Annotated in this window: 9 protein-coding genes; 5 read left to right on the forward strand and 4 right to left on the reverse strand. The window is 62.5% G+C overall.

The genetic code is table 11. The features are described from left to right. Position 1: 1 nt before the first annotated feature. The gene (sthA, locus tag FJ938_RS08260; protein ID WP_140692726.1) at positions 2-1387 is read right to left on the reverse strand and encodes a Si-specific NAD(P)(+) transhydrogenase; all 1386 of its coding nucleotides are present in this window, start codon (positions 1385-1387) and stop codon (positions 2-4) included. Positions 1388-1604: 217 nt separating this feature from the next. Between sthA and FJ938_RS08265 the strand changes: the two genes are divergently transcribed. The 3 genes from FJ938_RS08265 (at position 1605) to FJ938_RS08275 (ending at position 4003) form a co-directional block, all read left to right on the forward strand. Next, the gene (locus tag FJ938_RS08265; protein WP_140692728.1) at positions 1605-2075 is read left to right on the forward strand and encodes an RDD family protein; all 471 of its coding nucleotides are present in this window, start codon (positions 1605-1607) and stop codon (positions 2073-2075) included. Between the two features lie 138 nt (positions 2076-2213). Further along, entirely contained in the window at positions 2214-2978 is a 765-nt protein-coding gene (locus FJ938_RS08270) for an arginyltransferase (protein ID WP_140609965.1), read from the forward strand. A gap of 128 nt (positions 2979-3106) precedes the next feature. Further along, positions 3107-4003 (forward strand): DMT family transporter, encoded by an 897-nt coding sequence (locus FJ938_RS08275; protein WP_140609964.1) that lies wholly within the window; start codon positions 3107-3109, stop codon positions 4001-4003. Between the two features lie 36 nt (positions 4004-4039). On the opposite strand, the gene FJ938_RS08280 is transcribed toward FJ938_RS08275, so the two are convergent. Continuing rightward, positions 4040-5254, reverse strand: a complete 1215-nt coding sequence (locus FJ938_RS08280) for an AI-2E family transporter (protein WP_140692731.1) — start codon at positions 5252-5254, stop codon at positions 4040-4042. Between the two features lie 238 nt (positions 5255-5492). Beyond that, positions 5493-7745, reverse strand: coding sequence for a DNA topoisomerase IV subunit A (gene parC / locus FJ938_RS08285; RefSeq protein ID WP_140692734.1), 2253 nt, complete (start codon positions 7743-7745; stop codon positions 5493-5495). A 335-nt stretch (positions 7746-8080) separates the two neighbouring features. On the opposite strand from parC, the gene FJ938_RS08290 reads away from it, so the two are divergent. Further along, on the forward strand, positions 8081-9271 hold the full coding sequence (locus FJ938_RS08290; protein ID WP_140692737.1) for a hypothetical protein: 1191 nt from the start codon (positions 8081-8083) through the stop codon (positions 9269-9271). 237 nt (positions 9272-9508) lie between these two features. Here FJ938_RS08290 and aspS read toward each other — a convergent pair whose 3' ends face one another. Continuing rightward, positions 9509-11296, reverse strand: coding sequence for an aspartate--tRNA ligase (gene aspS / locus FJ938_RS08295; protein WP_181169035.1), 1788 nt, complete (start codon positions 11294-11296; stop codon positions 9509-9511). A gap of 424 nt (positions 11297-11720) precedes the next feature. On the opposite strand from aspS, the gene rnd reads away from it, so the two are divergent. Beyond that, positions 11721-12872 carry a ribonuclease D gene (gene rnd, locus FJ938_RS08300; protein WP_140609959.1) on the forward strand — a complete coding sequence of 384 codons (1152 nt, stop codon included), beginning with the start codon at positions 11721-11723 and terminating at the stop codon, positions 12870-12872. Positions 12873-12883: the final 11 nt, after the last annotated feature.

Consider the following 12883-nt stretch of genomic DNA (forward strand, 5'->3'; position numbering starts at 1 on the left):
CCTACCGCCCCATCCTGTTCCAGGCGTCGAGGCCGGCGATTTTGTAGGCCTCGGCCAGCGTCGGATAGTTGAAGGTGTTGTTGACGAAGAAGTCGACCGTGCCGCCGAGGTTGATCACCGCCTGGCCGATGTGGATCAACTCGGTGGCGCCCTCGCCCACAATATGCGCGCCGAGCAGGCGGCGCGTCTCGATCGAGAACAGGAGCTTCAGGAAGCCGGTGTCGACGCCCATTATGTGGCCGCGCGACGTCTCGCGGAAGCGCGCGACACCAACCTCATAGACACCGCCGCTCTGGCGCACCTGCTCCTCGGAATGGCCGACCGTCGAGATCTCCGGCACCGCATAGATCCCATAGGGAAAGGTTTCCGGCGGCGGTGGCAACGTCACGCCGAAAGCATGGCAGGCCGCCACCCTACCCTGCTCCATCGATGTCGAGGCAAGACTCGGAAAGCCGATGACATCGCCGGCGGCGTAGATGTTCGGCACGCTGGTCTGGAAAGTCTGCGGATCGACCCTGATGCGGCCCCTGGAGTCGGCCTCGATGCCGATCACGTCGAGACCCAGGCTGCCGACATTCCCGGTGCGGCCGGCGGCGTAGAGCACGACCTCCGAACGAATGGTGCGGCCGTCGGCCAATTCCACCTCGGCGGCTTCGGGCCTGGAGCGGATTTCCTTCACCGCGCTGCCCAGCCGGATCGTCATGCCGCGATCGCGCATCTGGTGGATGAAATCGTCGACGATCTCGCGGTCGACGAAATCGAGGATGGAGTTGCGCGGCTCGACCAGTGTCACGGGTACATCGAGCGCGGAAAAGATCGTGGCATATTCGACGCCAATGACGCCGGCGCCGATCACGGTCAACGTGCGGGGCAGGCGGTGGAGCTCCAGCATCTCGTCGCTGTCGAAGACACGGGTCTTGTCGAAAGGCACGTCGCTCGGCCGGTGCGGCCGGGTGCCGACCGCGATCAGCGCATTGGCGAAACCGACTTCGCTGTAATCGCCATTGTCCGATGTCAGGCTGACCTTGTTGGGGCCGAGGAACTTCACCGCCGCACGCGCGCTCTTGACCGCGTTGCGCATGAACTGGTGCTGCAGCACCTCGACCTCGTGGTCGAGCGTCTTGTGCAGGCGCTCGATCAGGTCGCCGACCGAGATGTCCTGCTTGACCCGGTAGCCGCGCCCGTAAAAGCCGCGCTCGCGCCAGCCTGACAGGTTAAGGACCGTTTCGCGCAGCGTTTTCGAGGGGATCGTGCCGGTGTGCACGGAGACGCCGCCCAGGCGCCGGCCGCGGTCGACCACCAGCACCGATTTGCCGAGCTTGGCCGCTTGCACCGCCGCGCGGCGGCCGGAAGGGCCGCTGCCAATGACCAGCATGTCGTAGTCCATATCGCCCCGTCCCTCGCCTCTTTCCCAGAGTGCTTTTGTTGCGCCGCAACAAGCTAATGCCATCCGCGTGCCAAATTCAACCGGTTCGGATTATGCTCGTCGCGGTTCGAGCCTTGCGCCCCGGTGATAGTCCTGGCCTTGATTCCGATACAGAACTTCACCATCTCATCATCGAGTGGCCCGCACCCTATGTCGGGCCTCGTTACGAGGAAATGACATGAACGCGCGCGTTCTCGACGGCGAAATCATCAATACCCGGCTCGACGATGTCAGGGCCTATGAAGGCGTGCGCACGAGGCGCATCCTGGCCTTCGTGCTCGACTACGTCATCGTCGCATTGCTCACCATTCCCTTCGCCATACTGGTGTTCTTCCTCGGACTCTTGACCCTCGGGCTTGGCTGGATGCTGTTCGGCTTCCTGGTGCCGGCCGTCGCCATCCTCTATATCTGGAACACGCTGGGCAGCGCCGACCAAGCCACCACGGGCATGAAGATGATGGGCATTCGCCTCGACCGACTCGACGGCAGGCCGATCGATGGCCTCACCGCGGTCGTCCACTCCGTGCTGTTCTGGACCGGCAACGTCATCCTGTCGCCGCTGGTCCTGCTGGTGACCCTGGTCGCTGATCGTAAGCGCACGCTACATGACCTTCTGCTCGGCACGGTGGTCAGCCGCACCGGCCGTTAAAGGCATTTTTCGGAAGCGCTCCCGTCGCGTCAGCGCAAATGTGAAGGCGTCCGCTTGCCCGCGCCTTCACAATCCTGTTGAATTTTTCGCTTTCCGCGCCAAAGGTAGAGCGACTCGAAGGAGTGTTTCCAAGGCTCGATGACGCAGCATCCGACCCAGTCGCCGCAGTTCTTCCTGACCGCGCCGTCGCCGTGTCCCTATCTCGACGGCCAGTTCGAGCGCAAGGTGTTCACGCATCTGGTCGGCGACAAGGCCTCCGAAATGAACGACCTCCTGACGCAAGGTGGCTTCAGGCGTTCGCAGAACATCGCCTACAGGCCGGCTTGCGAGACCTGCCGCGCCTGCGTTTCGGTGCGCATCCTCGCCCAGGAATTCGTTGCCAGCCGCAACATGAAGCGCGTGCTGCAGCACAATTCCGATCTCGTCGGCGCGATGCACGATGCCGAGCCCTCGACCGAACAATATTCGCTGTTCCGCAGTTATCTCGACGCCCGCCATCGCCGCGGCGGCATGTCCGACATGACGGTGCTCGACTATGCCATGATGGTCGAGGACACCCATGTCGACACCAAGGTGATCGAATACCGGCGGCGCGGACCCGATACCTTCATCACCGGCAAGGGCCAGGGCGAACTCATCGCGGTGGCGCTCACCGACAAGATGGCCGACGGGCTGTCGATGGTCTATTCCTACTTCAATCCCGATTTCGAGGAGCGTTCGCTCGGCACGTTCATGATCCTCGACCACATTGCCCGCGCCAAGGCGATGGGCCTGCCCCATGTCTACCTCGGCTACTGGGTCAATGGCTCGCGCAAGATGAATTATAAGATGCGCTTCATGCCGCAGGAGCATCTCGGCCCGAAAGGCTGGGAACGCTACACCAACGAAGCGGTTTCACGCTGAGTTTTTCCACGATCCACGCTTAAACTGTTTCAACGCGGGCGATGCTGGTCTTTCAGCCGGTTGGCTGGAGAGAGTGCGCCATTGCACCGGCCAGCCACCAGCCTGTATTTCATTGCGAAAGTTCCTGCATGTCCTCTCCCTACGATCACCAGAAAGGTCTTTTGATAACCGCCATCGGCGGCCTGACACTGACTGTCGACATACCATTGATCCGCCTCGCCGACGGTGGCGCATGGACGATCATGCTGCTGCGCACCGGCACCACATTCGTCGCGGCCATGATCATCTGGTCGGTCTGGCGCTCCCTGAGCCGGAACGCCCCGCCGCTCATCCCCGGCTGGTCGGGGCTGATCGTGGCAATATGCTATGGGCTGACCAGCGTTACCTTCATCACTGCCGTGTACCACACATCAACCGCCGACCTGGTGTTCATCCTGGCCTTCAACACGGTCTTCGCGGCGCTGCTGTCGTGGATATTCCTCGGGGAAACACCGCGGCTGGCGACGATCATTGCCATGGCTGTCATGATCCTCGGCGTGCTGGTCATCGTCGGCGGCTCGATCGGCACCGGTCACCTCTTCGGCGATTTCATGGCGCTTTGCTCGGCTTTCTTCGTCGCGGTGGCCATCACCATCTCGCGCGCCAGCGGCAAGGACATGGGTTTCACCTCACTCGTCGGCGTCCTTCTGCCGCTTGGGCTGGCAGCCTTCATGGTCACCGGCGAAGGCTTTCATGTGAATGCGCCATGGTGGATCATCTTCAACGGCGCCGTCATCATGCCGATCTCGTTCTTCTGCCTCGCGGCCGGGCCGAAATACATTTCAGGACCGGAAGTGGCGATGTTCTACCTGCTCGAAACCGTGCTGGCGCCAGTCTGGGTGTGGATGATTTTTGCCGAGACGCCGACCCGCAACAGCCTGATCGGCGGCGGAATCCTGACCGTCACGCTGGTCGCGCATTCGCTCTGGCAGTTGCATGACGGCCGCAAGCGCCGCGTAGACTTCGCTGTGCACCATCCGGTGTAGGAGAACCGGGCCAGTATAAGGGTATCTGGCTTTGGGTCAGGCGCTGGCCTTCTTGGCCGCGCCAGCTTCCGGCAAGATCTCGATCTGTGGACCGGCCTCGATCTCGGCCGCCGAGTCGGCGGCCATCTCGTCGGAAAGTTCCACCTCGCGCAGCCACTCGCGCCAGATCGCGACCAGCAGCGCCATCAGCACCGGGCCGATGAAGAGACCCAGGAAGCCCATGGTCTTGACGCCGCCGATCAGGCCGAAAAAGGTCGGCAGGAAGGGCAGTTTTATCGGCCCGCCGACGAGCTTCGGACGCAACGTCTTGTCGACGATAAACAGCTCGACCGTGCCCCATATGAACAGCGCCAGGCCGGCCATCGGCGAGCCGCTGGCGGCGAGGTAGATCGACACCAGGGTGAAGGACAGCGGGGCCCCGCCGGGGATCAGCGCCATGACGCCGGTCAAGGCGCCGAGCGTGACCGGCGACGGCACGCCAGCCAGCCAGTAGGCGATGCCCAGCACCAGCCCCTCACCGATCGCGATGACGGTCATGCCGGTCACGGTCGACGAGATGGTCGCGGGCACGACGCGCGAAATCCGCTCCCAGCGTGTCGGCAAGATACGCTCGCCCAGACGGTCGACCTGGCCAGCAAAATGCTCGCCGTCGCGGTAGGCGAAGAACAGCGCGATCATCATGAACAGCAGCGTCAAAAGCAGCCCGAAGGCACTGCCGCCGGCGGCGAGCGCGCCGCGATAGATGCTGCCGATATTGGCGCCGCTGACCAGCTGGATCAGTTCGCCGATGCCGCCGGGATGGCCCAAATTGGTGGTCCACTGCTCGTTCAGCCATTCGCCCACGACAGGCATGGTGGCGATCCAGTGCGGCGTCACGGCCCCATGGCGGTTGGTTTCGATGGCCCAGCCGACCCATTCGCGCACCTCGTTGATGGCATAGGTGCCGGCAAGCGCGATCGGTATGACCAGGAAGGCGAGAATGAACAGGATGGCAAAGGTGGCGGCTATGGTGCGGTTGCCGCCAACGCCGACCAGCAGGCGTCGGTAGAGCGGCCAACTTGCGAAAGCGATGACGAGCGCCGCCAGAACTGGGAACAGGAAACCGTGGAAGAAATAGACGCCGGCGGCGACAATCAGCACCAGCAGCCAGCGTGCCGCCGACAGCGGCGGAATGACAGCTGACCGCAGCGGCGTCGACAGGCCGAACAGGCGCTGCTGCCGTTCCGGTTTTTGGATTCTCGCTTCCTTCAAATGCCCTGCTCTCCCCGGCCCATCCGGTCAGTTATGCACTGATATAGTGCAGCAATCGTGACGATACTCCAAAATGATTGGAAATCGCCCCGTCGGGGCGGAGATGGCCGGCAGGCCATAGGGCCACGCGGAAGTGCTGGCCTGTTCTCTTACCACAAAGAGGGCATCACGGCAGGTCGTACCGGCCCCCTCTGTCGCCTTCTGCGACATCTCCCCCTCGAGGGGGGAGATCAGCGCGTCATCCGAACTTGCCCGTCCTCGGGAATCCCTTTGGCACCATGCGCCCGGCCGACGCACGGGCGCCGATCCATTCGGCCAGTTCCTCGCGCGAACGGGTGAAGGTGCGGTCAGCCGAATCCTGCCAGGACAAGCCGGTCTCCAGCGTGAACGGCTTGAGGTCGAGCAAGCCGCCATCCTTGTATTTCTGCAACCGCACGCCCTTGCCGCGGCCCATCTCCGGAATCTCGGAGAGCGGGAACACCAGCATCTTGCGGTTCTCACCGACGATAGCCAGGTGATCGCCGGTGACCGGCACGCAGCGCTTGGCCTCGTCTGGCGCCTTGACGTTCATCACCTGCTTGCCCTTGCGGGTGTTGGCCACGACTTCCTCCTCCGGCACGATGAAGCCGTTGGCCTCGAACGAGGCCAGCAGCAGCTTGCGTTTCGGATCATGGACGAAGGCAGTGACGATATCCTGGTCATTGTCCATGTCGACGATGATGCGGATCGGCTCGCCATGACCGCGCCCGCCCGGCAGCCGGTCGGCACCGATCGTGTAGAACTTGCCGCCGGTTGTGAAGACCAGCACCTTGTCAGTGGTCTGGGCATGGAAGGCGACCTTGAGGCTGTCGCCTTCCTTGAAGGTCAGCATCGAAAGGTCGGCCAGATGGCCCTTCATCGCCCGCAGCCAGCCCTTCTCCGAAACCACCACGGTGACCGGTTCGCGCTCGATCATGGCGTGCGCGATGTCGGTCAGGTCGTGCTCGGGCGCATCGGCGAACTGAGTGCGCCGCTTGCCGAGCTCGGTCTCCGGGCCGAATTTTTCACGCAGATTGGCGACTTCCCACTTGATCGTCGACCACTGCTTCGCATCGGACGCCAGCAGCGCCTCGATCTGCTTCTTCTCGGCGCTCAAGCCGTCGAATTCCTTGCGGATTTCGAATTCTTCCAGCTTGCGCAAAGCGCGCAGGCGCATGTTGAGGATGGCTTCAGCCTGCGTGTCGGTGAGCGACCAGCGGGCCATCATCACCTGCTTGGGCTCATCCTCCTCGCGGATGATCTTGATCACCTCGTCGATGTTGAGATAGGCGATCAGGTAACCGGCAAGGATCTCCAGCCGTCTTTCGATCTCGCCCAGGCGATGCCTCGAGCGACGGACGAGCACGTCGCGACGGTGGTCGAGCCATTCCTGCAGCACGCCCTTCAGCGACAGCACATTGGGCACCTTGCCGCGCGACAGCACGTTCATGTTGAGGGGGAACCGGCTTTCGAGCTCGGTGAGCTTGAACAGCGATTCCATCAGGATGCCCGGATCGACGGAACGGCTCTTCGGCACCAGCACGACGCGGATGTCCTCGGCACTTTCGTCCCTGACATCCTCCAGCAGCGGCAGTTTGCGGGCCATCAACAGTTCGGCGATCTTCTCGATCAGCCGGGCCTTTTGCACGCCGTAAGGAATTTCGGTGACGACGATGCTCCAGGTGCCCCTGCCCTGATCCTCCTGGCTCCATTTCGACCTGACACGAAAGCCGCCGCGGCCGGTCTCGTACGCTTCGAGGATCGAGGCGCGGCTGTCGACGATGATGCCGCCGGTCGGGAAATCCGGGCCCTGGACGAAATCCATCAGCTTTGCCACCGGCGCGTCCCGGTGCTCGATCAGGTGCAGTGCGGCGTCGCAGAGTTCGGCCGCGTTGTGCGGCGGGATCGATGTCGCCATGCCAACCGCGATGCCGGACGAGCCGTTGGCGAGCAGATTGGGAAAGGCGCCGGGCAGCACCACCGGCTCCTCGTCTTCCTCATTATAGGTCGGCCGATAATCGACGGCATCCTCGGTGATGCCGGCGAGAAGTTCGGTCGCGACGTCCGTCATGCGCGCTTCGGTGTAGCGCATGGCGGCTGCGTTATCGCCGTCGATGTTGCCGAAATTGCCCTGGCCGTCGACCAGCGGATAGCGCATCGAAAAATCCTGCGCCAGCCGCACCAGCGCGTCATAGATCGACTGGTCGCCATGCGGATGGAACTTGCCCATCACCTCGCCGACGATACGGGCGCATTTGGCGAAGCCCTGGTCGGGATTGAGGCGCAGCAGCCGCATGGCGTGCATGATCCGGCGGTGGACCGGCTTCAGTCCGTCGCGCACGTCGGGCAGCGCCCGATGCATGATGGTCGACAGCGCATAGGCGAGATAGCGCTCTTCCAGCGCCTTCTTCAGATCGACCGGTTCAATGTTGTCGCCGCCGCCATCTTCAGGTGGCAAAAGCCTTTTTCCCATGGGCTGGAACTAGCCGAGCGGGTGATTCGCGGCAAGAGGCGCGAACCGCGCCGACCGCCTTGCGCGCTTTCTGCAACACGGGACGGCAACGGCGGGCTTGCCGACCAACATCAATCTGTTACATGCCGCATCTATTGCGAAGCGCGATGATACCGGGTGGCCCGATCTTCATGCCAAATTCACTGCTTTGTCGGATGACGTCGGAGGCAGGTTTGCCTTTCGCCGTGATTTTTGACCATTGTGGCGGGAGATGCCTTTTTCCGGACCAGTTCGTCACGGAATGGTGATGGCGCAAAGAATTGAAAAATAATTTCAGGATCTCAGGGAACTCCGCGATGACAATCAGACGCTCAACTCTCCGGAAATTCGCTCTTTCGACCTTCTTGCTCACACTGCCGCTGAATGCGGCCCTTGCCCAGGACACGGCGGTCGCCGATCGGCTGAAGGCGGCGCTGGCCGCGCAGGGCATCGACGTCTCCTGGACCGGCGTGACCGGCGACAACACCAGCATGGTGTTGCAGGGCGTGTCGGTAAAGCCAGCGGCCGAAAAGGAGCCCCTCACCATCGGTGACGTCAAACTCGAAGGCATTACCGCGGCGAATGGTGGCTTTGACATCGCCACCGTTTCGACATCGGCCTTCGAACACAGCAAGGACGGCGTCACCCTCGATCTCAGCCCCTTCGTCATCCATGACATGGCGGTTCCCGCCGACGGCGCAACGGGCCCGCTCGGCTCCCTGATGATGTACAAGTCCGCCGAACTTTCGAACATGACGGTCAAGGTCGCCGACAAGACCGCCTTCTCGATGGACGGGCTCGCCATCGAGATTACGCCACCGGCCGACGGCAAGGCTATGGAATTCACCGGCACCACGGAAAAGTTCCACGCGGATCTGACGCTGGTCGATGACCCCAAGTCGAAAGAGGTGATCGATGCGCTTGGCTACCAGAACATCTCGGGCAATTTCGAGATGGCTGGCACCTGGCAGCCAACCGACGGCAAGATGGACCTGTCGAAATACGACATCTCCGTCGAGAATGCCGGCACGCTCGGCATGACCTTCAACCTCGGCGGCTACACGCTGGACTTCATCAAGTCACTGCAGGAGATGCAGAAGAAGATGGCGGCACAGCCCCAAGGCGCCGACAATTCCGCGCAAGGCATGGCCATGCTCGGCCTCTTGCAGCAGCTTTCGTTCAACAGCGCTTCGATCCGTTTCGACGACGATTCGCTGACCGGCAAGGTGCTGGACTATGTCGGCAAGCAGCAAGGCATGTCGGCCAAGGACGTCGCCAACCAGGCCAAGGCGATCGTGCCGTTCGGCATGGCGCAGCTCAACAATCCCGAATTGACGGCGCAGGTTACGGCGGCGGTCAGCAAATATCTCGACGACCCCAAGAGCCTCGAAATCTCGGCCGAACCGCCGGCATCGGTGCCGTTCGCGCTGATCATGGCGGGCGCCATGTCCAACCCCCTCGACCTGCCGAAGACGCTCGGCGTGGCCGTCAAGGCCAACGAGGACTGATCGAATTAGCTATCTTCTCCCCGTCACTATACGGGGAGAAGGTGCCGGCAGGCGGATGAGGGGCAGCGCCTACGCTTGCGAATATGAATTCGATTCTGAAATGAAACGATTGCCTGTCAAAAGGCCTCAGCTGCTACGACCGCTCGCAAATCGCCAGCACCCGCGCAGCCCCTCATTGTCCTGCCGGACATTTCCCTCGTATAGTGACGGGGAGAAATGGCAGTTGCAACGCTGCCGTCAGTCCTTCTTGATCGGCGCGACACGTAGGGCCAGTTCGCGAAGCTGCTGCGGCGAGGCTTCCGAGGGCGCGTTCATCAACAGGTCATAGGCCTGCTGGTTCATCGGGAACATGGTGATCTCGCGCAGGTTCTTGGCGCCAACCAGCAGCATGACGACGCGGTCGACACCGGCGGCCATGCCGCCATGCGGGGGTGCGCCGTACTGGAAGGCGCGGTAAAGGCCGCCGAAGCGCTCTTCCACCGTGGCGCGGTCCAGCCCGACGGTCTCGAACGCCTTGACCATGGTTTCAGGCAGATGGTTGCGGATGCCACCGCTGGCGATCTCAAAGCCATTGCAGACCATGTCGTACTGGAAGGCCTTGATGCCGAGCAGATCCTCGCCGTTCAGCGCATCGATGCCGCCCTGCGGCATCGAAAACGGATTGTGGGCGAAGTCGATCTTCTTCTCGTCCTCGTTCCATTCGAAAAACGGGAAATCGACGATCCAGCACAGTTCGAAGCGCTCGCGGTCGACGAGGTTCAACTCCTCGCCGGCGCGGGTGCGTGCCGCTCCGGCAAAGGAAACGAACTTCTTCGGATCACCGGCGACGAAGAAGGCGGCATCGCCATCGGCGAGGCTGAGCTGCCGGCGGATCGCCTCGGTGCGCTCCTCGCCGATGTTCTTGGCGAGCGGGCCGGCGCCTTCGAGCTTTTCGCCCTCCTTGCGCCAGAAGATGTAACCCAGCCCCGGCTGGCCCTCGCCTTGCGCCCAGGAATTCATGCGGTCGCAGAAGGCGCGGCTGCCGCCGGTCTTTGCAGGAATGCCCCACACCTCGGCCTTCGGGTCGTTGGCCAGGATGTTGGCGAACACCTTGAAGCCGGAATCGCGGAAATGCTCCGAGACGGCCTGCATCTCGATCGGGTTGCGCAGGTCCGGCTTGTCGGAGCCGTATTTGCGCATGGCGACATCATAGGGAATGCGCTGGAATTTCTGTGTTACCGGCTTGCCGTTGGCGAAGGTCTCGAAGACGCCCCGCATCACCGGCTCCATGGTCGACAACACGTCGTCCTGCTCGACGAAGCTCATTTCGAGGTCGAGCTGGTAGAATTCACCGGGCAGACGGTCGGCGCGCGGATCCTCGTCGCGGAAGCAGGGCGCGATCTGGAAATAGCGGTCGAAGCCGGACACCATGATCAACTGCTTGTACTGCTGCGGCGCCTGCGGCAGCGCGTAGAACGTGCCGGGATGGATACGCGACGGCACCAGGAAGTCACGCGCGCCTTCCGGCGAGGAGGCGGTGAGAATCGGCGTCGAGAACTCGGTGAAGCCGACATCGGTCATGCGCTTGCGCATCTCGGCGATGATCTTCGTGCGCGCCACGATGTTCCTGTGCAGCGTCTCGCGGCGCAGGTCGAGGAAACGATATTTAAGCCTGATGTCCTCGGGATAGTCGGGCTCGCCGAACACCGGCAGCGGCAATTCCTTGGCGGCCGACAGCACCTCGATCTCGCGGGCGAAAATCTCGATCTCTCCCGTCGGCAGGTTGGCGTTGACGGTCTCGGGCAAGCGTGCCTTGACCTCGCCATCGACGCGGACGACCCACTCGCCACGCAAGGTCTCGGCGACCTTGAAGGCAGGCGAATCGGGATCGGCGACGATCTGGGTCAAACCATAGTGGTCGCGCAAGTCGATGAAGAGCAGGCCGCCATGGTCGCGCACGCGATGCACCCAGCCCGACAGGCGTACGGAATTGCCCACATCGCTCTTTCTCAACTGGGCACAGGTATGGCTGCGGTAGCGGTGCATGGTCATTGGTAAAGTCCGGATGCTGGGTGCGGGCCGAGGCCCGGCTCGAAATTGGCGCGAAAAGCGCATGAGAGGCCGGCTTTGTCAAGGCAAGCGGATGGCTTTGGGCCATTGCCGGACCTTGAGCGGCATTGCCTGAAATATCGAAGCGTTCGTCGCGTATGCGGCATCGGTGAAGACGCTGAATGTCGACACAGATTGAGTGACCGCCTCCCGGCAGAAAATCAATTTGGCGGGGGATGTTCCTGCGGCCAAGTCTTTCGCTTCGCCGCTCTGTTGTGCATCTCGGCCAGTTTTCGCTCGGCCGACTGGGAAAAACGGCGATTCCGGCGCCCCAGCCGCTTCACGACGCCAATGCCGACGCTTGACGAAAGCCTTCCCGGCTGAAATCTAGGAAGACCCTACTCCTGCCAAAAGCGATTTGATGCACGTCATCACCACCCAGAAAGAACTCGAGACCGTTCTCGCCGCTTTCGAAAAGTCGGATTTTGTCACCGTCGACACCGAATTCATCCGCGAAACGACCTTCTGGCCAATCCTGTGCCTCATCCAGATGGCGGCCCCCGGCGTGACGGCGCTGATCGATCCGCTTTCGCCCGACATAAACCTCACCCCGTTCTTCAGGCTGATGGCCAACGAGGCAGTGGTCAAAGTCTTCCATGCCGCCCGACAGGACATCGAAATCATCGTCCATCTCGGCGGCCTCGTCCCACATCCGGTATTTGACACACAGGTCGCGGCGATGGTCTGCGGCTTCGGCGACAGTGTTTCCTACGACCAGCTCGTGCAGCGCATCACCGGCGCGCGGCTCGACAAATCGTCACGTTTCACCGACTGGCGCCACCGGCCGCTTTCCGACAAGCAGCTCGACTATGCGCTGGCCGACGTCACCCATTTGATCGAGGTTTATCAGCACCTCAGCGCCGAGCTGGCGCGGGAAAACCGCGCCCACTGGCTGAATGAGGAAATGGACATCCTGACCTCGCGCGAGACCTATGATCCGCATCCCGAAGACTCCTGGAAGCGGCTGAAGATGCGGCTGCGCAAGCCGCAGGAGCTGGCGATCGTGCAGGCCGTGGCGGCATGGCGCGAACGCGAGGCCAGGGAACGCGACGTGCCGCGTGGCCGCGTGCTCAAAGACGATGCGATCTACGAAGTGGCACAGCAGGCGCCGCGCGATGCGGCGGCCCTTGCCAAGCTGCGCACCACGCCCAAGGGCTGGGAACGCTCCTCGACGGCGACAGCCTTGCTTGGCGCGGTCAATATGGCACTGGCCTTGCCCAAGGAGCAGATGCCGAAACTGCCGAAGAATTTTCAGCCCCCCGAAGGCTCAAGCGCCGCGGCGGAACTGTTGAAAGTGCTGCTCAGGATCGTTGCCGAAAAGCAGGGCGTGGCCTCGAAAGTGCTGGCCTCCAGCGACGATATCGACCGCATCGCGGCCGAAGGGGAAGATGCCGATGTGCCGGCCCTGCAGGGATGGCGCCGCGCCGTGTTCGGCGAAGCGGCGCTGAAACTGGTGCGCGGCGAAATCGGCATCAAGTTCGACAAGCGCAAGATCGCGGTGTTCGATCTGTAGGCGCCTGCCGG

Source organism: Mesorhizobium sp. B2-4-14, assembly GCF_006442155.1.
Taxonomy (GTDB): Bacteria; Pseudomonadota; Alphaproteobacteria; order Rhizobiales; family Rhizobiaceae; genus Mesorhizobium.

Coding starts and splice junctions, on each gene's coding strand:
- sthA (WP_140692726.1), bottom strand. CDS start 1,387: ATGGACTACGACATGCTGGTCATTGGCAGCGGCCCTTCCGGCCGCCGC.
- FJ938_RS08265 (WP_140692728.1), top strand. CDS start 1,605: ATGAACGCGCGCGTTCTCGACGGCGAAATCATCAATACCCGGCTCGAC.
- FJ938_RS08270 (WP_140609965.1), top strand. CDS start 2,214: ATGACGCAGCATCCGACCCAGTCGCCGCAGTTCTTCCTGACCGCGCCG.
- FJ938_RS08275 (WP_140609964.1), top strand. CDS start 3,107: ATGTCCTCTCCCTACGATCACCAGAAAGGTCTTTTGATAACCGCCATC.
- parC (WP_140692734.1), bottom strand. CDS start 7,745: ATGGGAAAAAGGCTTTTGCCACCTGAAGATGGCGGCGGCGACAACATT.
- FJ938_RS08290 (WP_140692737.1), top strand. CDS start 8,081: ATGACAATCAGACGCTCAACTCTCCGGAAATTCGCTCTTTCGACCTTC.
- aspS (WP_181169035.1), bottom strand. CDS start 11,296: ATGCACCGCTACCGCAGCCATACCTGTGCCCAGTTGAGAAAGAGCGAT.
- rnd (WP_140609959.1), top strand. CDS start 11,721: ATGCACGTCATCACCACCCAGAAAGAACTCGAGACCGTTCTCGCCGCT.